This is a genomic window from Roseivirga sp. (assembly GCF_034669765.1).
Classification (GTDB): Bacteria; Bacteroidota; Bacteroidia; order Cytophagales; family Cyclobacteriaceae; genus Roseivirga.
This window is the reverse complement of record NZ_JAXMOQ010000002.1, coordinates 411,605-433,972: the sequence shown is the minus strand read 5'-3', so window position 1 is coordinate 433,972 and position 22,368 is coordinate 411,605. Positions and strand designations below refer to the sequence as shown.

Here is a 22,368-nt window from a genome sequence, read left to right as displayed (position 1 = left end):
AATTTATTAAAAATCCTTATATCATCTAAATGGTGCAGGCTATGAGGGTGTTCTGATGACTATATTGTTTTCCATCCTTAGGTGGCTTATTGGTGAAGAACACCAACAAGGGCGGAGTTATATTCTTTTTCTTTTGTTGTTGATTTGTTCTATGAATTGTGTCCTTCTAGTGCTCATCTCTTTTAGAATATAATCGATATCCCAATTGTTTGTATGTTCAAATCCGGTATGAGATTTGAAGAGTTCGCCTGATATCTCATTGTAAATCTCATTGCAAAGCAGAACCATCGTTCCCAAGTCTTTCATTACAGGAACTTTCTTTCCTGGAATTGGGTCATTATGAGCATAGGTTTGGTTTCTAGCGCTGATAGTTTTTTCGATCAGAATACTATGATAATCTAGTTTCTCCCTCGTTCTTCTGATCACTTCCCGAATGCTTTTTTCTGTAGTGTTAGCTTCAAAATATCTTTCAGGCTGAAGCTTGTTGAGCTCTTGAAAGAAGGTTTCGTTAAAATCCGTTGATTCAAGCTTATCGCACAGATAGAAAAAATTCCGTTTGTGTGTATTCTTCTTATTTGCAATCAACTTTGAAAGTTGAATTACTATGATAAAACGAAGTTGATACCAGTGATGCTGTATGAAACCATGCTTTTTTATCTTCTCCTCATGTTCATATTTATTTTCCGTTAGTCGTTTTGCATTATTGATTGAAATGTTCAAGTCGACAAGAACCTTCCATAAATCTTCAAGCCAATCTTTTATTTCAGAGGGATTCATCGAATGTAATTTTAGCGTATGGTTTATCATAGGGGATATCTTCTCCATTAGCTGAAAAATAACCAATTATTGTTGATTCTAGTATTTTGGTTCCTTTCACAAGTTGCTTGTTCTTGGATGATGGAAAGCAGGGACAAGTTGAGGAAATAAATGCTGACCTTCCGTTTACAAGGACTTTAGCGATTTTCACATTGTTCTGATGAAAGTCTCCAAATGTTGAGTCTATAAACTCTTCAAGTATCACTTCTTGCTGTTCGGAAATTGCTCCGTTGTTAAGTTGGAATTTGCAGGAAAATGGCATCTACGATAAATTCGGTTCTGTAGCACTTATAGCATATAACAATGGCTATTGCTCACTTTAAAGTTAATCGTTTAGTAATAAATAATGTGCTAATCTTCAACAAAAAAGCCCGTTCCTTCTATCAGAAGAAACGGGCTTTAATCCTTTTTACTCAATACTAATTACACCGTACTCACTACTTCTTCACCGCCTTTTCAAAAGCGGCTGTTCCGCCTACAATAGGAATGGAAATGCTAGTGCCATCTAAGTCAACGGTGAGTTCGGTGCCTGGTGCTGGCCAAAGTGTAAACTCACGGTCGGAAGACATAATCATTACGCCAATTTGCTGTCCAGCGGCAATGATCTGATCGTCTGGTTGCAACTCAAAAGACATTTCATAGAATTTGCCCGGTACCAAAGGCTCGCTTTCTCTTAATGATTTATAGTTCTGCGGATCGGCCCAACCACGGGTAATCAGGTTGTCGGTGATTTTAGAATTTCTACCTTCTGTCCATGGCAAGGAAACCAACCAAACCGAAAGGTTAGCGGCTGGTTTACTGCTCGCTAGTTTAATATTTACCTTCACGGTACCAGAAATATGCACTGGCGCGGTAAGTACTGGAGAAACGTAGAGCAATCTATGTTCGGTGACTTCGGCTTGCGCTAAAGTGGCGCCCGAGAAAGAATAATTATCTACCAAAGTCTCTTTACCTTGGTTAGCCGAACGTTTTGTGCTGATGCCACCTGCTTTCGGAGCACCTTTGGACAAGAAGAACTGCACAGGTTTGGCTTCTGGATTCGGGTAATCGGCATAAGCAGTGGGCTTGTCATTGGCATCGTTTTCTCTGACAATCCAAGCTTTCGCATCATTTTCCACTCCATTTTGAACGCCATGTAAATAGCGGGTAAACCAACGGTTCATCATGCTCATTGGGGGAGGCCCACCATGTCCGCCTTGGTGGTAATATATTTGAGTAGGAATGCCTTTTGCCTTGGCGGCTTCAGAAATACGTAAGCTATGCTCAGGCACTACATTCCAATCGTTAAAACCGTGCGACATTAAGAGTGCAGCCTTCATCGGCCCCATATCATTCAAGTAATCACGGCCTGCCCAAAAGTCATTGTAATCGCCCGTAATTCTGTCCATGCCGTTCTTCATTTCCGTGTCTCTTACGGTCTTATTGTTATAAGCACGTTTCGATTCATCACCGCTGTGTATAAAATCATAAAGCACATCAATATCTTCGCCTAAATAGCCTCCCGGAGATCTAATCAAACCATTTGATCTATAATAATGGTAGTAGGAGGTGTTCGGTGCAATAGGAATGATGGCTTCCAAACCTTCAACCCCCGTGGTAGCGGCAGCCAATGGCAATGTTCCATTGTAGGAAGTACCCGTCATGCCCACTTTTCCAGTGCTCCAAAATGCTTTTACTTCTTCATTTCCATCTGGGCTGGTGTAGCCTTTTGTTCTTCCGTTGAGCCAGTCGATCACCGCTTTGGGCGCTAATGATTCATTGTCGCCACCCACGGTAGGAGAGCCTTGAGAAAGGCCTGTGCCCGGAGAGGAAGAATGCACCACGATATAGCCGCGCGGCACCCATGTTTTGATCTGAGAATTTGAAATGATTGGTCGCTCGCCTCTGCGCGTTACCGTAGGGTTTACCCTCGCAGGTGGAGTGGCACCCAATTCGTGTTTCACGTTCCATAATACACCGTCAGCCAAAGAAGCGGTTCCTGCAAAATAAGGGCTCGATTCGTAGACAATCGGCAATTTCAAACCTTCGGTATCGGTTTGGAACGGACGGGTGACATCGACATGCATGCGGTCTGGTTTGCCATCTCCATCCGTGTCAAATTCTGTTTCAACCCAAAGGTCATGTCGAATCCATTTTTCAGGATCGTTGAAAGCGGGAACAATCTGTGCTTCGCCATTTTCGAATACAGGAACGGCCTTTTGTGCATTGGCCATTGGTAAAAAGCCTAAAAAGAGCAGCGCAAAGCAAGCTGCTACATTCAGTACCGATGATTTTTTCATAAACATTTCTTTAGTAGAATAGAATCAAATGCGCCCAATGTATTGGGACGATGACAGGAAGATAGATGAAGCCCGTCAATAAGACAAATCCATAGCCCTTATTTAGCCTCTATGAAGTATAGTAGATTTAGGTTTTTGAATATAGCTTTTTGGCGCGTTGTATACTCCACTAGTCTTAGCGTCTCGCTAAGACTAAAAGACAAAGCTTATTAGATTTTATTAGTAGGGGTGGGCTTAAATCCTCGTTGCAAACGAAGATTAGTGGGCGGTTACTTAGGTTGAAAGAGATAATAACAATCTATTTTTTAATATTAGGTGGGGTCTCAGCGAGACGCTAAGACCAGTGTGAGCCCTTATTTAGCTTCTATGAAGATTAGGTTGAGGCTTTTGAATACAGCTTTTTGGCGCGTTCCAAATCCGTTTTACCGCCCTTATCAATCAATAGGAAGTAATCCAATTGCCATTGCTGTGTTTTGAGGGCTTGTTTGCTCAAAGGTTTGTCCCATAAAGGGTATACCCGAATGGCCCTTTTCCCTTCTTTGGAAGGCGTAGTGAAAACGCCTTTTTCTAGCAATAGCTTTTTAGGGAAAACAAACTGCCCAATTTGATTTTCAGAACACACATTAACCACCACAAAATCAATCTGGTCCGAAGCATCAAAAGGCTGGATTGGGCCATTGTTCAGTCGTTTCCAAAGCGTAACAAACTGCCCAACTTTGGTAGGGGTGACCTTCGCGTTTCTACTCACAATCTGTAAGCCGTTAAGCTGGAATGTGCAAGCTCCGTATTCTTGACTTTCCTTTTCAAGGCCGAAATGGGTCAGTTCAAAACCCAATGGCTTGTAGATACGGTCTTTAATGATTTGGAGGTTTGGGTTGGGCATTTAACTGAATATTGACGTTGAACTTAGGGAATTAATAATATGGTTGCTTTCCAAAAATGCCCAAATCATTGTTTTAACGATCAGCTAAGCACAGTCGGCTCAGCCTTTCAAATATCTCAAATGTATCGGATTCAGACACTCTTTGCAAACAACTAAATAAGCCGATTGGGCTTAGCTTCTGTTACAAGGCGTTTAGTTTTTTACTGACTGGTTACAATAAGGATGTGTTAGTTGACAATTTTCAGAATTACCTGTACCATTTTCTCTTTGTCTTATTATATGGTCATAAGAAACTGATTTTTCAGGGTCAAGAAATCCTTTACAAATTGGACACTTTATTGCTGATTCAAGTGCTCTGTCTAAGAAGGTCTTGCTTTTTGTTTCATCATTAAACTGTGGTTCAGTGCTTGCAATATCACCAACGACTATTTTTCCATCTAATTCTGTAATCTCTACAATCTTAGAATCTGTTATTTCAATATCTTCACTAATTAGCTTAACAAGTTCATCGATTAGCTTTGCATAAATCAGATTCCTCTTCCTAGATATATGCTTTTGTAGAATTGTAGCAATTAAATCTTTACGTGAGATAAGAATTTTCTCCAACATTTCTCTGGAGGTAGTGAATTTAGAGAAAAAGCTTGAATCATTATTGACCAATTTTTTAGCTAAGAGTGTCGCCATTCCTAGAAACATAGCTCTGGAATGTCTTCCTGAAGGACCGTAAAAATAAACTGCGGGATGAAGCCCCAAACTCCCTCCATCGTTTCCAGAAATCCTACTTATTAATTTTAATGATCTCTTAAGAGAAGCAATAGTATGTTCTCCTGTTACATCATCATCTTGATCTGAAACTAATTTAGGAATTCCCTGTTGATTACGGTTGGATATTAACATCAAATCGATCAAAATCTGGATCGCGTCTCTAATTCCTTTAGATCCACCTAAGGGTAAATCAAGGGTTTTAATAGGTCTTCTTAATTCTGGTTCAAAAAGTATCTTATGAAACTTTTTCGAGTAGTCAACTATTTTTGTTTTATGCTCATCTTCGAAGTATGACCAGTAATTATGTCCTGTTCCTGCACGTATAACAGCTCTAGCAGAAATGGGGATTGGCTTATTTCTATTTTTGAGTAGAAGCTCTTCAATAGGATCCAAAGGAGTTCCTTGTGTATTAATTTTAAAGAATGAATGCTCTGCTTTATCAGCATCTCCTTTAACCCACTGAACTTGTATTCCTCGAGAAATTATTCTACTTATTCTTTTTCGTTCTATTGCTTCTAAATCTAGCTGTTCATTTTGTTGTTCTAAACGCTTGAAACTCCCGATATGCTTGTCTACCAGCTTTCTAGTTTTTTCAGCCATTCTTTGTTGATCAGGTGAAATAACCCGTCCAAAATATTCATAAGAAAGAGGACCATCACCATAATCATCTTCAATCCAAGCTTTAATTGCACTTAACCTGTGACCTCCATCGATTACAAAGAGGAAAGTTGGAGATTTCCATAGAATAACTGCAGGAATAAGATCCCCTGAAACGAAGCTTTCAAGTAGCGACACTACCTGACTTGGTGTCCAATGATTAGTTTCTCTCTGAAAATCAGGCTTTCTCAAATTAGGCCCAATTAGAGCTCCTCTCGATAAATCTCTCAAAGATAATTTATCAAAGCTATCAAAATGTTCTTCCTCTTCGGTGATACCAAAGTCCTCTCTTTTTATAAGAGCATCGAGATTTACTAAGTTAGATTTTGCCATGTTTTAAGTATGCCTTGTAACGTTATGTATCGCTCACTTTTATGAGCGTTATATCTCTAATGGTTTAATTAATATGAGCGTTAGCTGACGATAAACTGTTGGCTAACGCTCACTTTATAAATCTACACTTTGATATTTAGATTGTCTAATGGTGATTTTATTTTTTCAATCCTTTGTGAGTAATATGTGTATAAACTCTTTGGGGCTATACTTAAACTTTAAACCCTTAAACTCTAAACTTTGAACCCTTAAATTCTAAACTCTGAATTGTTTATATCTTTTCGGTTCAAACCCTTTCTCGCAATTCATCTTTGTTTAGTTTTGTTGCCTTTAAAACACGACCAGTACATGCAAGCACATTTTCAGCGAATCGCCAAAGAACTTTCAGTCAACCTAAAGCAAGTTGCCACTACGGTAGACCTTCTCGACCAAGGAGGAACAGTGCCTTTTATTGCCCGCTATAGAAAGGAATTAACAGGCAGTTTGGATGAAGTTCAAATTGCAGACATTCGTGATAGATTGTTGCAGCTGCGGGAACTGGACAAAAGGAAAGAGGCGGTTTTAAAGTCGTTAAAAGAGCAAGATAAACTCACAGACGAGCTTGATAAACAAGTAAACGAAGCCGAAACCATGGCACGTTTAGAAGATATTTACCTGCCTTATAAACCAAAGCGCAGAACGAAGGCCACGATAGCTCGCGAGAAAGGACTAGAGCCTTTGGCCAAGTTTATTTTTGAGCAAACCAATGCTGATCCCTACATCAAAGCCGCTGACTTTGTAGATGCTGAAAAGCAGGTAGAAGATATTGAGCAGGCCTTGCAAGGTGCTCGTGATATTATGGCCGAGTGGATGAATGAAGATCCAGAAGTGAGGGCCAAAATGCGTAGGTTTTTCCAAGAGAAAGCCGTTTTCAAAGCCCGTGTTTATCCGGGAAAGGAAGTTGAAGCACAGAAATACAGAGATTATTTTGAATGGGAAGAAGGCGTAGCGAAAGCACCTTCGCACCGTGTTTTGGCCATGCGCAGGGGCGAAAGCGAAATGTTCCTCATGTTGGACACAGTTCCGCCAGAAGACGATGCGATTGAGCTGTTGGATCGTCAACTGATCCAAGGCCACTCACAAAGTGCTGAGCAAGTGAAGCTGGCCATTAGAGATGGATATAAGCGTTTGCTTCAGCCGAGTATGGAAACGGAATTGCGCATGATTTCCAAGAAGAAAGCGGATGAAGAAGCCATTGATGTATTTGCCAAAAACATGAAAGAACTGTTGATGGCGGCTCCTTTGGGTAGTAAAAATGTAATTGCCATCGATCCGGGTTTTAGAACAGGCTGTAAATTGGTCTGTTTAGACAAACAAGGAAGTTTGCTTCATTTCGAAGCCATTTACCCCCACGAACCACAAAGACAAACCGCCAAGGCAGGTGCGACCATTAAGTATTTGGCAGAGAAATTCAATATTGAAGCGATTGCTATTGGCAACGGAACCGCTGGCCGTGAATCAGAGACTTTTGTAAATAGCTTAGGGCTTCCTAAATCCATTACCGTGGTGATGGTAAATGAAAGTGGCGCTTCTATTTATTCTGCCTCGCAAATCGCCAGAGATGAATTCCCGAATGAAGACATTACCGTGCGTGGAGCGGTATCCATTGGTCGTAGACTAATGGATCCTTTGGCTGAATTGGTGAAAATTGACCCGAAATCCATCGGAGTAGGGCAATACCAGCATGATGTAGACCAAGGCGCATTAAAGCATTCATTGGATGATGTGGTGATGAGTTGCGTGAATGCCGTGGGCGTGGAAGTCAATACGGCTTCTGAGCAACTGCTGACCTATGTGGCGGGTTTAGGGCCTCAGTTGGCCAAGAATATTGTAGAGTATAGAAATGAGCACGGCCCGTTTAAAGACAGAAAGTCGATTAAAAATGTAACCCGTTTGGGTGAAAAAGCCTTTGAGCAAGCGGCTGGTTTCTTGCGGATTCGCGGAGCAGTCAATCCATTGGACGAGAGTGCAGTACACCCTGAATCTTATGCCATTGTCAACCAAATGGCGAAGGATTTGAAATGCTCGGTTACCGACCTTATTCAGAAAGAGGAGCTGAGAAAGCAAATCGACCTCAAGAACTACATTACCGAACAAATTGGTTTACCCACCCTAAAGGACATTTTAAGCGAACTGGCCAAGCCGGGTCGTGACCCTAGAGAGCAATTCGAAGCCTTCAGTTTTATGGAGGGCGTCAATAGCATGGAAGACCTTAGGGCAGGCATGAAATTACCGGGCATTGTGACCAATGTGACCAATTTTGGTGCATTTGTAGATATTGGAGTGCATCAGGATGGCTTGGTGCACATCAGCCATTTGTCCGATACTTTTGTGAGCAACCCTGCCGACATCGTCAGTGTTCAGCAACGCGTAGAAGTTACGGTACTCGAAGTGGATGCCAGCCGAAAACGAATTTCGCTATCAATGAAAGGTGAAGCAAAACCTCAGGTCAAAAGAAGCGAAAAGCCTAAATCACAACCTCAACCAAAAGCCAAAGTTCAAAAAGAGTCAGAAGGAGATATGGCGAGTAAGTTGGCTGCGTTGAGGGGGAAGTTCGGTAGTTAGTTATGGGGTGTTAGTTATTGGTTATGCGGGGAGACAGTTGAGTTAGTTATTAGTTATTGGAAATTAGTTATGAGGGTAACAGTATATCAGAAATCAGTTATTAGTTAAATAGTTAATTAGGGAAATATGGGTAACGAAATCGGTAAAGAATATTGAAAAAAGCAGGTGTTGTTGGGAACTCAAATTGCTGAAAAAAGTTTGCCTTAACCCTTAACAATTAACCCTTAACAATTAACCCTTAACAATTAACCCTTAACCCTTAACCCTTAACTGACTACGAAGTTTCGTCAGCTCCTTATCCACCTTTACCTGCCCCTTAAGCTGCTCTAGCTTTTCAATGGTCTTTTGAAGAAATTTCTGATGTGCATCAGATTCGGGGTGAAATGCCTTGTGCTTCATGGCGCTACGGATTTCGTCCCAGCTTTTAATAAAGGCTTTCGTTTCTTTATCGAAGTAAACGTCCATAAACTTCCCCCAAATGTATTCTTGGGCCAAATCGTTGGGGTGCAGCATGTCCTTTTCATAAAAACGATAATCCCTCAAATCGTCCATTAGGAGTTCATAGGCAGGGAAATAATCCACATCATCGGCATAAGTACTGACTTGGTGGCATGCCATTCGGAGAATGCTTTTACTGACCATATTCAGTTCTAAAGTATCCTTAATATGCCGAACAGGGCTGACGGTGAGGATAAACTTCAATTCAGGATTTTGCGCTTGAAGCTGTTCTTTCAACAACATAAAAGCACTTGAAATTTCTTCAGAACTTAATAGCCTTTTATTGAACTGGGCAGCGGGAGTTTTATGGCAGTTGGCCACCAACATCTGCGTCTTTTTCTCTTCATAGACCCAAGCCGTACCTAAAGTGATGATGATCGTTGTTGGTTTGCCTAGTGCCTTGGTGAGTCGGTTGCGCTGCCGGTTAATGTGAGATTCCAGCTGTTGATGTGACTTCCCGTAAAGTTCAGAGTGCACCTTGTAGTTGAAATGAATGCCATCACGAACCAAGTAGCTGTCTTCTGGTAATCGGTCTTCATCAAGCGCCATTTCTATCAACTCAAAAATGGAGAGAGGATTGAAGATAGTGCCGAAAGGATTTTTTTGAATTCTGAATTTATGCTGAGAGAGTTTCTTCCCAATATTGTCTGCAAAGCAGGAACCTATTGAAATCAATGGGGTTGATAACTGAATTTTATTGGAAGAGGGTTTTGGGCTTAATTCGGTTCTGAACATGGCCAAAGATAACCAATGTAGAATTGGCTAAAAATAAAAAATGGAAGCCTGTATATCGGCTTCCATTTACTTGACCAAGAATTTTGACCTTGACCATTCACTCTTCTGACAGAAAGAGATGTTGTTATAAGCTTGAGAGTGCTTTTACGATTGCTTGTGATCCTTCGTCTACTTTAGTTTCACTTCCTGATAATTTGAAAGCTACTCGTAGACTCATTCTGGCATTCACTAGTCTGCCTCTTTGTTTTCCTGGGGTCCAATCTGGAGACGTTAGGAGCATGCGTACCGCTTCGGTATCGCAACCTGCTCCAATACCTCTCACCACTTTAATGTCTTCTAATTTCCCCTCTTTGGTCACTACAAAGGACACAAATACATTTCCTTCAATGCCTTCTTTTTTAGCTTGTTCAGGGTATTTAAGATTGGTTAAAAGATGCTTGGTATAGGCATCCGTTCCTCCAGGGAAAGTAGGGGGCTCCTCTACAATAAGAAAAACCTCATCCGAATTTTGTTCTCCAGCGATACCCACCACTTGGCCCACTTGGTCAATGGATTCAAGGCTGATATCTTCATCGGAACATGAGAACGCCACAAATAGCAGCGCAGCAAGTAATAATGTTGATTTTTTCATAGTAACTAAGTTTTATCCGAATTAAACTATTATAATAGTTAAACGCAAATAAACTCAGTTATTTTTGACGGAAGTTGTTGAGGAATAATCCGATAGGGGGTTATGCCTTACCATCTTGACCACCCAAATGTTCACATTCCATTAGATTTTCCATGCTGATAAAGTCTACGGGCACTTTTTCATAATTATAGATCTGGCGCAGGGTAGTGGTGTAGTTGTTATCACCCATACTCATATCTACATCAGTCATTTCCATTTGGCAAGGATGCTCATAACCACAGGCATGCGTAATTTCAAGGATTTCCTTCCTTAGCGTTTTAGCATAATTATAAAAGCGCTCTGATTTAATGGTGGGATCAATACCTGCTTGTAACCATTTTTTCTGGGTGGCCACACCAGCAGGGCAGGTATTGGTGTGGCATGACAAAGCTTGAATACAGCCAATGGAAAGCATGGCTTCTCTCGCTAGATTGATTAAGTCTGCACCCATACTGAAGGCCATTAATGCGCTGGAAGGGAAACCTAATTTACCCGAAGCAATAAATACTACTCGATCTGTCAAGTTCTTTCTTTTAAAGATTTGATACACCTGTGCAAAAGCAAAAACAAAAGGCAATGCTACGTGATTCGCAAAGGCTGGAGGGGCAGCCCCAGTTCCACCTTCACCACCATCTATGGTAATAAAATCAGGACCAATATTACGTTCTACCATTAAGTCGGTCAGTTCTTCCCACATGTCAAGTTTCCCTACCGCAGATTTAAAGCCAACAGGCAATCCTGTATTGTTGGCGATGTCTTCAATGAAATCCAGTAACTCTGGAATATTCGTAAAGGCCGTATGACTTGCTGGGGAAATCACATCCTGTCCCATCGGGACGTGTCTGATTTCGGAAATTTCTTTAGTGATTTTGGAAGCGGGCAAAACGCCTCCTTTCCCAGGCTTGGCACCTTGAGAAAGTTTCACTTCTATGGCCCTGATGTACTGATGGTCGTTCACCAACTTTACCATTTTGTCCATGTCGAAATTGCCTTCAGGGGTTCTAACACCGAAGTAACCAGTACCAAACTGGAAAACAATATCAGCCCCATGTTGGTGATGATACGAAAGAGAGCCTTCACCAGTATTATGATAACAGCCTGCTTTTTTAGCGCCTTTGTTCAATGACTCAATGGCTTTGGCAGATAAGGAACCAAAACTCATCGCTGAAATATTTACAATGGACTTAGGCCTAAATGGCCTTTTTCTCTTATTGTATAACCCCATTACTTTGGCACATGGAATTAAATCTATCTGAGTTTTGCTCGGGTGATTAGGCGGAGGATTATACGGAAGCATGGTTGGGTTAATAAACACAAAGCCAGGGGAGGCCTGATCTTGGTCTGAACCAAATCCCGTATAGTTGTTCTGCCTTTTTGAAGAGGCATAAACCCATGTGCGCTGACTTCTGTTAAAGGGAAGTTCCTCGCGGTTATTCGCCACTATATATTGTCGGAGCTCTGGGCCAATTTTTTCCAGCATATATCGAATATGTCCGATGATTGGAAAGTTATGCGTGATGGTGTGCTTTCGCTGAATAATATCCCTTAGGAAAAGGATGAATAAGAAAAACAAAACCCAGCCCCACCAAGGAACCGCTGCTAGAAACGATTGAATTGACTCCATAATCACAATTAAGTGGATTTTGATCAAAGTAGTATTTCTTTGCCAGCATTTAAATTTATAAGTAGGTCTTTTATTCAGGTGAAAGGGAATCTGGGTTTTTTGAGGATAAAAAAGAGGGGCTTCTTAATCCCCTCTGTAATGTTTAATAAGTACGGATAACTCTGCCTGAACCTGATATTTTAGAATCAACTAGCGGGTCTCCTTTATAATAGACATCGCCCGATCCAGAAATTCTGATGGCAAGGTTATCTATGGCCGTTACTTTAATCTTTCCAGAACCAGATAGGTTAACGTCAACTACTTTGGCATTTAGGCCATAAGAATTGATATCGCCTGAGCCCGAAATTGAAGCGGTCAATGAATCTACCGTTCCGCAAATGTCAATTTTGCCAGAGCCGCTGATTTTCAGATTCAAGTGGTCCAAATCCATACAGTTCTCACTATTAATGTCCCCTGATCCAGTCAAAGTAATGTTTTGGAAGTCAGGAGCCGAGATGTAAACTTTCAGTCTTCTGGCCTTTCTTATGTTGTGATTGCTTTTAATAATAAGCTCACCATTACTCACATAGGTATCTACTATGGCCATTAGATTTTCGTATGTTTCTATTCTCAACGTTTGCTCATCGTCTTGTAATAAGTAAACGTCAGCGTCAATTTGGAGCTTGACAGAGTGGAAATCATCCACCACGCGAGATTCGGTAATGATGAGGCCATTTCCTGTAATGTCATCTAGAGAACAACCCGACAGGGCTAAAATTGCAAAAGGCATTAAGAGTAAGTGTTGCTGTTTCATGTTTTTGAGTTTGTTGTTGTATCCTTATGACGGTTGATGTTAAGAACACACGTAGGGAGAGTCAATATTTTTTGTGGGAAATGAAATGATGCATTAAGCCGTTTGATTTTAGCGGCAAATAATGAGCGAAACACTATCTTCGCGCAGTGAACTATCAACAGACCCTCGACTATTTGTTTTCATCTTTACCCATGTATCAGAGGGTAGGGAACGTGGCTTTTAAGAAAGACCTCACCAATACTTTAAAACTTTGTGAGGCTGTTAACAACCCTCAGTATAAGTTTAAGTCTATTCATGTGGCTGGCACCAATGGTAAGGGAAGTTCTTCTCACATGTTGGCTTCTGTTTTTCAATCGGCTGGCTATAAGGTAGGGCTCTATACCAGTCCGCATCTCAAGAGTTTTACGGAAAGAATCAGAATCAACGGACTGCCAATTCCCGAGCAGAATGTGGTTGATTTTGTAGCAAGAATTCAACCTACCATAGACGAAATTCATCCTTCATTTTTCGAAATGACGGTGGCCATGGCTTTCGATTACTTTGCCGAAGCGCAAGTAGACATTGCCATTATCGAAGTAGGTTTGGGTGGAAGGTTGGACTCGACAAATATCATTACTCCAGAACTTTCATTAATCACCAACATTGGCTTCGATCACATGGATATGCTGGGCAATACCTTGCAAGAAATTGCCTTTGAGAAGGCTGGAGTTATAAAATCAAATATCCCTGTGGTGATAGGAGAGTCCCAAAATGAAACAAGTTCAGTTTTTACTGAGAAGGCCAAAGCAATGAATTCCGAGTTGATATTTGCTGATCAGGAGCCCTTGAATACAGCACATTACTCACTTGATTTGCCTGGAATCTACCAAGCCAAAAACATCAAAGGCGTACTGGCAGCTGTCAATGTGTTAAGAAATAAGGGCTGGAAGATTTCCGAAGAAGCCTTGAAGAATGGACTGGCCAATGTAAGAACTCAAACAGGGCTAAAGGGCAGGTGGCAAATTCTTGCTGAAGCGCCATTAACCGTTTGCGACACGGGGCACAATAAGGAAGCCTTTGACTATATCATTCCACAAATAGAATCTTATTCTTTTAAAAAACTCTATATGGTTTTGGGCTTTGTCAACGATAAAAAGCTTGACACCTTGATTCCACGTTTGCCTGCTCAGGCTGAATTCATTTTCTGCGAAGCCAAAGTTCCGAGGGCCATGAAGTTGGAACGAATTCAGGAATTGACAATGCCATTTCACCTAAAAGCAGACTTTGTACAGGACGTAAATGAAGCAATTGCTTTGGCCAAGTCAAAAGCCACGAAAAATGACATGATTTATATTGGAGGTAGTACCTTTGTGGTGGCCGAAATAGAAGCGTTATAAATGTCGAGACAAAAGCAGAAAAGGTTTGAAGAGTTAAAAGAGCGTGAGAATGTTCTAGAAGATTACAAGGCACTTTACACCCAACTAAGAGGAAACTGGAACAAGTTATACTTCAAAAATGAGCAGCCGATTACTATTGAAATGGGCTGCGGAAGAGGAGAATATACGACTGGTTTGGCCAGGGTTTATCCCAACAGAAATTTTGTGGGGGTTGATGTGAAAGGAGACCGATTGTGGGTGGGCAGCACTCAAGCGATAGAAGAAAACCTCACCAATGTGGGGTTTCTGAGGGCTCAAATTCAGAGCATTGAAAGCTTTTTTGCGCCAAACGAAGTAGAAACCATCTGGATTACTTTTCCTGATCCTTTCAGAAGAGATGGCGATGCCAAAAGAAGACTTACATCACCTCGTTACCTCGAGTATTACAAGGAATTACTTACGGAAAAGGGTCAAGTGTTCTTTAAAACAGACAATTCACCACTTTTTGATTATACGCTTGAGCTATTAAGTGAGCGAAATGATATCATTGATTTGGAATACACTCGTAATTTGTATGATTCAGAATACATGAATGATCATTACGGTATTAAAACTAAGTTTGAGGAGAAATTTTATGATCTTGGTGAAAATATTAAATACATGAAATTCAGATTCAACCATGGAAAATAGACCATTCATAGATAAAGGAATGCAGTGGTTGGTACTGGCTTATGTATTGGCTTTTAGTGTTTTAATGTTTTTAACCAACCATGGCGATTTTGTGCTGTGGCTAAATGACAGGCACACTACTTTTGGTGATTTCTTTTTTAGATATTGGACGCACGTAGGGGATGGGGTTTTACTGGGCATTGTGGCTTTGTATTTCCTATTGACAAACCTGTATCGGTTCTACTACATGCTGATTGCCATTGCGCTACAAACAGTCTTTGTTCATATTTTTAAGCAGTGGCTATTTGCGGGCGAACCAAGACCCAAAACCTTCTTTGCTGAGCAACTCGATCACCTCAATTTTGTAGATGGAGTGAACGTTCGTGGTTTTGATAGTTTTCCTTCTGGGCATACCGCTTCGGCTTTTACTTTGGCCTTTGTGCTGATTAGTATTTGCAAGAATAAAACTTTGAATGTATCGTTCTTTATAGCGGCTGTATTGGTCGGAATATCAAGGGTTTATATTCTCCAACATTTCCTTAGAGACATTTACATCGGAAGTGTTTTTGGAGTTTTGGCTGCACTCTTAGCATGGTACATTATGAAGCCTTATACCGATAGACCGAAGCTCCAAAACGGTTTATTGAAGAAGAAATAATTGAGTTGAACGCCTTTTAATCCATTCCCCACTTCATTACCAAAGTGGTGGGGTTTTCGAATAAATCTCTGGCTTTATCTTGAAATGCTAAACCTGGAATGCTTTCCAGTTCTTCTTGGAATTCAGTACGCGAAATCAAATAACCACTGGGCTGTGATTGCATGATTTGCTTGATGGTTTCCACATCATCATACATTGGTATTTCACGTTGCAGGGCAAAAACGAAAGCGGGGTTAAGTCGTTTGAAGGCTATAATTGTTTTACTCGTGTCCATTTCTGGCAAAGTCTGCTGAACGGGGTTCTGTCCGTCTACTTGTGGGAAAATTAAATGGAAGAAAAGCATAATGGTAACGCACCAAACGCTGATGTTCATCCACAATACACTTTCAATGTTCTTTCTAGCAATACCTTGTTTGAAAATGAAAATACCCACCACAGCAAGCGGAATGAAGTAAAACGCCAGATTCGTCAGTTCACTTAAGGACTTATCGCCCTTCAGCCCAAAATAAATACCAATAGGGAAACCAATCAACAGTATAGCATAGAAAAACAGGCCAATTCGATTTCCAAGTTTAGCAAACCATTGGTTATCGATTTTGGCAATGTAGGCGCCAATCAAAATAGCAATAAGGGGATAAGACGGAACCGTATAGTTGGGTAGTTTGGTGCTGCTAATGGCAAAAAACACAACAATCACTGAAGCAGAGATCAGCACATACATCATCGCGCTGTCTCTTCTTTCCCTCCATGCATTTTTGAACGACTGCACCGAAAAAGAGATAAAGGCCAACATGCCCAAACCAAAAACAAAGGCAAAGGTCAATAATGGACTTCCGCTATGGCCTTCCATTGAGTCGGAGAAACGGGAGAAATTGTGTTTAAAGAAAAACTCTTGGGTCCAGAGGCCATCCGTTTGAATATGCACGGCATAAAACCAAGGCACAGAAATCAATAGGGCAAGCAGTAAACCTCCAAAGGGCTGTAAGCGCCAAATCGTTTTCCATTTAAAGTCTTTTTGGGTGAAGAGGAAGATGAGAACAGCCAAGCCCGGTAATCCTATCGCTACTGGTCCTTTGGTGAGCACACCACAGCCAATGGCGAAGTAGAAAGAGAGCAACTGCCATTTATTATTGGTTTTATAAGCTTCGTAAAACGAATAAAATGCCCAAGTCATAAAGAACACCAAATAAGGGTCGGGCACCGACATATGGAATTGCAGTGCCAAATGAATCGAAGAAATAAGCACTAAGGCAGCGTTCAAACCTGCTTTTTTACCAAAGTGTTTTCTAGCAAATAGAAAGGTGATCATGATGGTGAGAACACCCATTAAGGAAGAAAAGAAGCGTGCACCAAACTCGGTTACTCCAAAAATAGCATAGCCCGCAGCCATAAAATAGTAATGAAGCGGTGGTTTGTCGGTACGCAATTGGTAGTTGTAATAGGGTACCACATAGTCGCCACTTTCAAACATTTCTCTTGCCGCTTCTGCGTTTTTGGCTTCATCTAATGCGTAAACATCCAAACCGCTAATATTGGCATAGCACACCGCAACGGCTAAAACGAGGATCAGTAAAAGTGACTTTTGCTTGCTCATGAACTGCTTGCAAAGCTAATTGATAATGGTCAAGAATTGGAATGAAATCTAAAAAGCTCTGAAAAGGAATATTCAAGGGTAGAATTGGAGAACAAGTCGTTTAGTTGACTTTTCTTTCTAAAATCGAAAAAATATGCCTCCATTAACAGAATTGCCACTCGGATAATCAATAGAACCTGATAACTTAGAACCCGTTACTAGCCCAATTACTCATTAAGACCAAATGACATACCTCTCTAAACTAATGCTTTTCTGCATTCTGCTTACTGCCTTTTCAACAGTAACCAAAGCGCAGGCACCCAAAAAACTGGATGCCGCTGAAATAAAACAAGCCCTGAATAAACTGGAAGTACTGGGTTCGGTGCTCTATTTAGCGGCTCATCCCGATGACGAAAATACACGTCTGATTGCCTACATGGCGAATGAAAAGAACATGCGGACTGCCTACTTGGCCATGACGCGTGGAGATGGTGGGCAAAACTTAATCGGTACCGAAATTCGTGAGTATTTGGGGATTATAAGAACTCAGGAGTTATTAGCTGCCAGAAGAAGAGATGGCGGAGAGCAATTTTTTACTCGCGCCAATGACTTTGGCTTTTCGAAAGACCCGAACGAAACATTGAATGTATGGGATAAAGATGATGCTTTGGCTGATGTGGTTTGGAACATCAGACGCTTTCGCCCAGATATTATCATCACCCGTTTTGATACCACTTTAGTGCCGAGCGGAAGTATGCACGGTCATCATACCGCTTCGGCCCGTTTGGCCATGCAGGCCTTTGATTTGGCCAATGACCCGACCAAATATCCTGAGCAATTAAAGTATGTTGAGCCTTGGCAACCAAAAACACTCTACTGGAACGGCTACAACTTTGGGGGTAGAAATGATGGGGAAGAATTTGACGGTACCCCTGGTTATATTACTGTTGATTTTGGAGCCTATAATCCACTTTTAGGGCTTTCTTATGACGAAATATCCTCTTTAGGCCGTAGCGAACATAAATCTCAAGGTTTTGGAAGTACAGGTAGAAGAGGCGAAAGCAAAGAAGTATTAATGTATTGGAAAGGCGAGAAGCCTAAATCTGATCTGTTCGAAGGTATTGATTCTTCATGGTCGAGGGTAAAAGGTGGAGCTGAAATTGGCGCTTTGCTCGCCAAAGCAAATAAGAATTATAACCTCAGCAATCCTTCTATAATCATTGACGACCTACTGCAAGCGCGTGAGAAATTGGTGAATATCGACAATGACTATTGGAAGAAGGTAAAGCTTGAAGAACTTGATTTGGTCATTAAATCCGTACTCGGCCTTTATTTAGAAGTGGTTGCCGATGAAGAAACCAAAGTAAGCGGGGAGAAGCTAAGAATTAGTGTTGAAGCCATTAATCGCTCTGATGTTAAAGTGTCACTCAATTCGATTGAATTTCCAGAATTGAACGAAAAAGCGGCAATAACACAGCCTTTGGCCAATAACCAATCTTTCAGAAAGAATTTAGAATTTACATTACCTGAACTCACCAACTCACAGCCTTATTGGCTGCGCGAAGATGGAACTATTGGAATGTATAGGGTAGATGATCAAGCATTGATTGGACTTGCTCAAAATCCAGATCTACTGAATGCGAGATTTAACTTAACAATTAATGAAAAGCCGTTTACTTACAGTTCATCAGTGGTTTATAAAGAGAATGATAGAGTAGATGGAGAAGTATACCGTCCATTTGTCATCACGCCACCAGTATTTGTTAATATTGCTGAAAGCGTATTGGTATTTGCCGACAATTCAACCAAAGAAGTGAATGTGGTGGTGAAGGCTGGTACTGACAATGTCTCGGGAAAAGTAAGCTTAGATTTACCTTCGGGCTGGAAATCGAGCCCTGAGCACTTTGATTACAACCTAAAAGGAAAGCAAGAAGAAGCCCGATTCAAGTTCCAGGTATTGCCTCCAACAACGCAGCAAGAAGGGCAGGTAACAGCCAAAGTAACTTACAATGGCAAATCATATCATCAAGGTTTGAAGACTATTGAGTACAAGCACATTCCTAAACAAACGATTTTCCCAGAAAGCACGGCAAAAGTGGTGCGTCTAAATTTGGAAAGAAAAGGGCAGTACGTGGGCTACATTATGGGATCGGGAGATGCTGTTCCAGAAAGCCTAACACAAATTGGATATACCGTATCCATTCTTGACCCGAACAGCGTGACGGCAGAAAGTTTAGCCGCTTTTGATGCCGTTATTATTGGTGTACGTGCTTATAACACCGTGGAAAGAATGCCATTTATTCAACCCGATTTAATGGAATATGTGAAACAGGGTGGAACTGTAATTGCGCAATACAACACCAGCATGAGGGATCAACCTGAGATTGGGCCTTATCCTTTTCAAATCTCAAGAGATAGAGTAACGGTTGAAGACGCTAAGGTGAGAATTTTAGCACCAGATCATCCATTGATCAATGGGCCGAATAAGATTACCGAAAAAGACTTTGAAGGTTGGGTGCAGGAGCGAGGGCTTTACTTCCCTAACCAATGGGATGAGAAATATACTGCCATTCTTTCCAGCAATGACCCCGGTGATAAACCAAATGATGGTGGTTTGATTGTAGGTCAATATGGAGAAGGTTATTTTGTCTATACTGGCTACTCTTGGTTTAGAGAATTGCCAGCTGGTGTAGCTGGAGCTTACCGAATTTTTAGTAATATGATTTCGCTTGGAAACGAGAAACCGAAGAATACCAAGCTGAATCAAATCGAAAAGAAACGCTAATGAGCGCGCAAACAGAACAAGAAGCGAGGGATGCTAAACCTCCATTTTTTAAGAAGTGGTCTGGAATGTACTGGTTACTGATGGGTACATTGGCTGTATTAATTCTTTTGTTTTATTGGTTTACAATCACATACGAATGAGTTGGATTGACTGGGTAGTGCTTTTCGGCACATTGATTTCTATAGTAGTCTATGGCGTTTGGAAAACCCGTGGCGATAAGGACATTGATAGCTATTTACGTGGCGGAGACGATGTGAAATGGTGGGCTATTGGCCTTTCAATTATGGCCACTCAAGCCAGTGCCATTACTTTTCTTTCTACTCCTGGCCAAGCTTATACCGAGGGTATGGGGTTCGTACAGTTCTATTTTGGCCTCCCAGTGGCCATGATTATCATTTCAGTATTCTTTTTACCCATTTATTATAAGCTTAAAGTTTATACTGCTTACGAATATCTCGAAACACGTTTCGATGTGAAGACCCGTATGCTCGCTGCCTTTATTTTCTTAGTGCAACGTGGCCTTGCAGCCGGAATAACAATTTATGCACCATCAATTATTCTTTCATCACTACTTGATTGGGACCTTAGAGCGACCAATATCATCATTGGTGTTCTGGTAATCATTTACACCGTATCTGGTGGAACCAAAGCTGTAACTCAAACCCAGAAAACGCAAATGGCGGTAATGATGGGCGGTATGATCCTAGCAGGTATTTTGGTGCTGAACGCATTGCCTTCAGGTGTAAATATGAATGATGCGCTCAGTGTGGCTGGTAAAATGGGCAAACTCAACGTGGTGGATTTTACATTTGACCTAAAAAATAAGTATAGTTTTTGGTCAGGAATGACTGGTGCGGTTTTTCTCTTTTTGTCTTATTTTGGAACAGATCAATCTCAAGTACAACGTTATTTATCTGGAAAAACCTTATCTGAGAGCCGCTTAGGTCTGATGATGAACGGCCTGCTAAAAGTGCCAATGCAGTTCATTATCCTCTTTATTGGAGTAATGGTGTTTGTGTTTTATCAATATAATCAACCCCCAATATTTTTTAATGAAACGCTGAAAGAGCAAGTTTACGAAACCGATAGGGCTGATGATTTCAGGGCTTATGAAGATGAATACTCGGAAATATTTGCAGAAAAACTAGCAGCGGTTGAGGGGCTCAATGAAGCAGTAAGAACAGGAGATGAGCTTACCATAGAACAGGCTAAGACAGAAGTGAATGCACTTCAAGCCAAATCTGATGAATTAAGGAGTAGGGCGATTACACTGGTTGGAGAGGCTGTTGAAGGATCGGAAACGAAGGATACGGATTATATTTTTATGGATTTCGTCCAGAAGAACATGCCTATTGGTATCGTAGGTTTACTATTTGCGGTGATCTTTTCAGCAGCGATGTCTTCTACATCGTCTGAATTGAATGCACTGGGGAGTACAACCACAATAGACTTTTATAAGCGAGGAGTAAAAAAGGATGGTGATGATAATCATTACCTGAGGTATTCAAAACTCTTTACCCTGGGTTGGGGAATACTCGCCATCATTGTGGCATCCACTTTATCTCTTTTTGATAACCTTATAGAGGCAGTTAATTTGATTGGTTCCCTGTTCTACCCAACAGTATTGGGAATCTTTATAGTGGCTTTCTTTTTCAAGAAAATACGTTCAAATGCGGTATTTATGGGAGCCATTCTCAGTCAGATAACAATAATTATCACTCACTACTTAAACACAATTGGTGAAGCAGGACCATTTACCATGGGCTTTTTATGGTACAATGCTTTCGGCTGTATTTTGGTAGTGCTGTTTAGTTATCTCTTTAATTTAGTTAAGCCAGAGAAGCCATTGGAAGCGTAAGTTCACGACATTCTTCCTGAACCTTTTTATGCTTTCTTTGATCGATAAGATGGAGTGCTTCGTCAGAGTCTAAAAGCTGTTGACAGAGCACTATGTCTTTATTGAGCAGTACTCGCTTTTCTGCTTTTGTGAGCGAAACCAAGCAACTGATAGGATAGAGACCGGAAATTTCAATCCTGTCCTTTAAACTTCCTTTGGAAGGGTAATTCCATGCCATAATTTTTAACCCGCTGCATTCTGCATATTGAATTGCGTCTGAAGTGAAATTCGTGTTGTCTACAATCCATCCAGTGAATTTTTTGTTAGGGAACTTGGGTTGATAATGAGCAATAAGGTCATTGACCCTTGAATGGACATAAAGCGCAATTTTCACATCCGATTTATAACCAGGATTGCTGTGGTATTTACATTCCATAAAATGAATTTCAGTATCGTTTTCGGCCCTCACATCCACTTCGTGGCTTACACATTTTCCATTTAAGATGACTCCTGACTGCACCTTATAGCCTTGATATTCAAATAAGTGAGCAATAAAAGCTTCGAATGGATAGCCTGAAGGCCCTAATTCAAGAATTGCTTTTTTAAGTTTATACCTACCAGCCAATGCGTTTGAAGATTTCCTTAGAATGCCATAAGCGCGTTTATAGATTTCTTTGGTGGAAATTCCTTCCACCAAACAACCGAGTACTTCTTTGGTGATTTTCTCAATGAGTTCGGGACTTGCGCCAGATTTAAACAATGAGTTTTCTAGTTTTTCTATTTCAAATGGAACGAGTTCGCCAGAGTATTTCTTAACAAGGATAGTATTCATTC

16 protein-coding genes are annotated in these 22,368 nt (G+C 41.0%); 6 read left to right on the top strand and 10 right to left on the bottom strand.

The genetic code is table 11. The annotated features are described in order from the left end of the window. Nucleotides 1-117 precede the first annotated feature (117 nt). The 4 genes from VOI17_RS04870 to VOI17_RS04855 all read right to left on the bottom strand — a co-directional run bounded on the left by VOI17_RS04870 (nucleotide 118) and on the right by VOI17_RS04855 (nucleotide 5,733). On the bottom strand, nucleotides 118-777 hold the full coding sequence (locus VOI17_RS04870) for a hypothetical protein (RefSeq protein WP_323756121.1): 660 nt from the start codon (nucleotides 775-777) through the stop codon (nucleotides 118-120). A 476-nt stretch (nucleotides 778-1,253) separates the two neighbouring features. Beyond that, nucleotides 1,254-3,095, bottom strand: coding sequence for a Xaa-Pro dipeptidyl-peptidase (locus tag VOI17_RS04865; RefSeq protein WP_323756120.1), 1,842 nt, complete (start codon nucleotides 3,093-3,095; stop codon nucleotides 1,254-1,256). A gap of 373 nt (nucleotides 3,096-3,468) precedes the next feature. Next, nucleotides 3,469-3,978 carry a MepB family protein gene (locus tag VOI17_RS04860; protein WP_323756119.1) on the bottom strand — a complete coding sequence of 170 codons (510 nt, stop codon included), beginning with the start codon at nucleotides 3,976-3,978 and terminating at the stop codon, nucleotides 3,469-3,471. Between the two features lie 192 nt (nucleotides 3,979-4,170). Then, nucleotides 4,171-5,733: a GmrSD restriction endonuclease domain-containing protein gene (locus tag VOI17_RS04855; protein WP_323756118.1), complete on the bottom strand. Its 1,563-nt coding sequence runs from the start codon at nucleotides 5,731-5,733 to the stop codon at nucleotides 4,171-4,173. 348 nt (nucleotides 5,734-6,081) lie between these two features. Here VOI17_RS04855 and VOI17_RS04850 point away from each other — a divergent pair, with 348 nt between their 5' ends. Continuing rightward, the gene (locus tag VOI17_RS04850; RefSeq protein WP_323756117.1) at nucleotides 6,082-8,337 is read left to right on the top strand and encodes a Tex family protein; all 2,256 of its coding nucleotides are present in this window, start codon (nucleotides 6,082-6,084) and stop codon (nucleotides 8,335-8,337) included. 252 nt (nucleotides 8,338-8,589) lie between these two features. Here VOI17_RS04850 and VOI17_RS04845 read toward each other — a convergent pair whose 3' ends face one another. The 4 genes from VOI17_RS04845 to VOI17_RS04830 all read right to left on the bottom strand — a co-directional run bounded on the left by VOI17_RS04845 (nucleotide 8,590) and on the right by VOI17_RS04830 (nucleotide 12,657). Beyond that, nucleotides 8,590-9,570, bottom strand: a complete 981-nt coding sequence (locus VOI17_RS04845; RefSeq protein ID WP_323756116.1) for a GSCFA domain-containing protein — start codon at nucleotides 9,568-9,570, stop codon at nucleotides 8,590-8,592. A gap of 124 nt (nucleotides 9,571-9,694) precedes the next feature. Further along, on the bottom strand, nucleotides 9,695-10,201 hold the full coding sequence (locus VOI17_RS04840) for an energy transducer TonB (RefSeq protein ID WP_323756115.1): 507 nt from the start codon (nucleotides 10,199-10,201) through the stop codon (nucleotides 9,695-9,697). A gap of 100 nt (nucleotides 10,202-10,301) precedes the next feature. After that, the gene (locus VOI17_RS04835) at nucleotides 10,302-11,864 is read right to left on the bottom strand and encodes an FMN-binding glutamate synthase family protein (protein WP_323756114.1); all 1,563 of its coding nucleotides are present in this window, start codon (nucleotides 11,862-11,864) and stop codon (nucleotides 10,302-10,304) included. A 142-nt stretch (nucleotides 11,865-12,006) separates the two neighbouring features. Continuing rightward, nucleotides 12,007-12,657, bottom strand: a complete 651-nt coding sequence (locus tag VOI17_RS04830) for a head GIN domain-containing protein (protein WP_323756113.1) — start codon at nucleotides 12,655-12,657, stop codon at nucleotides 12,007-12,009. Between the two features lie 191 nt (nucleotides 12,658-12,848). Between VOI17_RS04830 and VOI17_RS04825 the strand changes: the two genes are divergently transcribed. From VOI17_RS04825 to VOI17_RS04815, 3 genes are read left to right on the top strand one after another with little or no spacing between them, the layout of a single operon-like run. After that, a complete protein-coding gene (locus VOI17_RS04825) occupies nucleotides 12,849-14,033 on the top strand; it encodes a folylpolyglutamate synthase/dihydrofolate synthase family protein (protein WP_323756112.1) in 1,185 nt (394 codons plus the stop codon). Then, nucleotides 14,034-14,702, top strand: a complete 669-nt coding sequence (gene trmB / locus VOI17_RS04820) for a tRNA (guanosine(46)-N7)-methyltransferase TrmB (protein ID WP_323756111.1) — start codon at nucleotides 14,034-14,036, stop codon at nucleotides 14,700-14,702. Beyond that, complete coding sequence (locus VOI17_RS04815; RefSeq protein WP_323756110.1) at nucleotides 14,692-15,339, top strand: phosphatase PAP2 family protein; 648 nt, start codon at nucleotides 14,692-14,694, stop codon at nucleotides 15,337-15,339. The genes trmB and VOI17_RS04815 overlap by 11 nt, the downstream gene beginning before the upstream one ends. Nucleotides 15,340-15,355: 16 nt before the next feature. On the opposite strand, the gene VOI17_RS04810 is transcribed toward VOI17_RS04815, so the two are convergent. Further along, the gene (locus tag VOI17_RS04810) at nucleotides 15,356-16,933 is read right to left on the bottom strand and encodes a glycosyltransferase family 39 protein (RefSeq protein ID WP_323756109.1); all 1,578 of its coding nucleotides are present in this window, start codon (nucleotides 16,931-16,933) and stop codon (nucleotides 15,356-15,358) included. A gap of 223 nt (nucleotides 16,934-17,156) precedes the next feature. On the opposite strand from VOI17_RS04810, the gene VOI17_RS04805 reads away from it, so the two are divergent. Both VOI17_RS04805 and VOI17_RS04800 read left to right on the top strand, forming a co-directional pair. After that, nucleotides 17,157-19,697 (top strand): PIG-L family deacetylase, encoded by a 2,541-nt coding sequence (locus tag VOI17_RS04805; RefSeq protein ID WP_323756108.1) that lies wholly within the window; start codon nucleotides 17,157-17,159, stop codon nucleotides 19,695-19,697. A gap of 136 nt (nucleotides 19,698-19,833) precedes the next feature. Beyond that, nucleotides 19,834-21,555 (top strand): sodium:solute symporter, encoded by a 1,722-nt coding sequence (locus VOI17_RS04800; protein WP_323756107.1) that lies wholly within the window; start codon nucleotides 19,834-19,836, stop codon nucleotides 21,553-21,555. Here VOI17_RS04800 and VOI17_RS04795 read toward each other — a convergent pair. Continuing rightward, nucleotides 21,527-22,366 (bottom strand): restriction endonuclease, encoded by an 840-nt coding sequence (locus tag VOI17_RS04795; protein ID WP_323756106.1) that lies wholly within the window; start codon nucleotides 22,364-22,366, stop codon nucleotides 21,527-21,529. The genes VOI17_RS04800 and VOI17_RS04795 overlap by 29 nt on opposite strands. Between the last annotated feature and the right edge of the window lie 2 nt (nucleotides 22,367-22,368).

Coding starts and splice junctions, on each gene's coding strand:
- VOI17_RS04855 (WP_323756118.1), bottom strand. CDS start 5,733: ATGGCAAAATCTAACTTAGTAAATCTCGATGCTCTTATAAAAAGAGAG.
- VOI17_RS04805 (WP_323756108.1), top strand. CDS start 17,157: ATGACATACCTCTCTAAACTAATGCTTTTCTGCATTCTGCTTACTGCC.
- VOI17_RS04850 (WP_323756117.1), top strand. CDS start 6,082: ATGCAAGCACATTTTCAGCGAATCGCCAAAGAACTTTCAGTCAACCTA.
- VOI17_RS04795 (WP_323756106.1), bottom strand. CDS start 22,366: ATGAATACTATCCTTGTTAAGAAATACTCTGGCGAACTCGTTCCATTT.
- VOI17_RS04825 (WP_323756112.1), top strand. CDS start 12,849: ATGTATCAGAGGGTAGGGAACGTGGCTTTTAAGAAAGACCTCACCAAT.
- VOI17_RS04835 (WP_323756114.1), bottom strand. CDS start 11,864: ATGGAGTCAATTCAATCGTTTCTAGCAGCGGTTCCTTGGTGGGGCTGG.
- VOI17_RS04815 (WP_323756110.1), top strand. CDS start 14,692: ATGGAAAATAGACCATTCATAGATAAAGGAATGCAGTGGTTGGTACTG.
- trmB (WP_323756111.1), top strand. CDS start 14,034: ATGTCGAGACAAAAGCAGAAAAGGTTTGAAGAGTTAAAAGAGCGTGAG.
- VOI17_RS04800 (WP_323756107.1), top strand. CDS start 19,834: ATGAGTTGGATTGACTGGGTAGTGCTTTTCGGCACATTGATTTCTATA.
- VOI17_RS04845 (WP_323756116.1), bottom strand. CDS start 9,570: ATGTTCAGAACCGAATTAAGCCCAAAACCCTCTTCCAATAAAATTCAG.
- VOI17_RS04860 (WP_323756119.1), bottom strand. CDS start 3,978: ATGCCCAACCCAAACCTCCAAATCATTAAAGACCGTATCTACAAGCCA.
- VOI17_RS04830 (WP_323756113.1), bottom strand. CDS start 12,657: ATGAAACAGCAACACTTACTCTTAATGCCTTTTGCAATTTTAGCCCTG.
- VOI17_RS04870 (WP_323756121.1), bottom strand. CDS start 777: ATGAATCCCTCTGAAATAAAAGATTGGCTTGAAGATTTATGGAAGGTT.
- VOI17_RS04865 (WP_323756120.1), bottom strand. CDS start 3,095: ATGAAAAAATCATCGGTACTGAATGTAGCAGCTTGCTTTGCGCTGCTC.
- VOI17_RS04810 (WP_323756109.1), bottom strand. CDS start 16,933: ATGAGCAAGCAAAAGTCACTTTTACTGATCCTCGTTTTAGCCGTTGCG.
- VOI17_RS04840 (WP_323756115.1), bottom strand. CDS start 10,201: ATGAAAAAATCAACATTATTACTTGCTGCGCTGCTATTTGTGGCGTTC.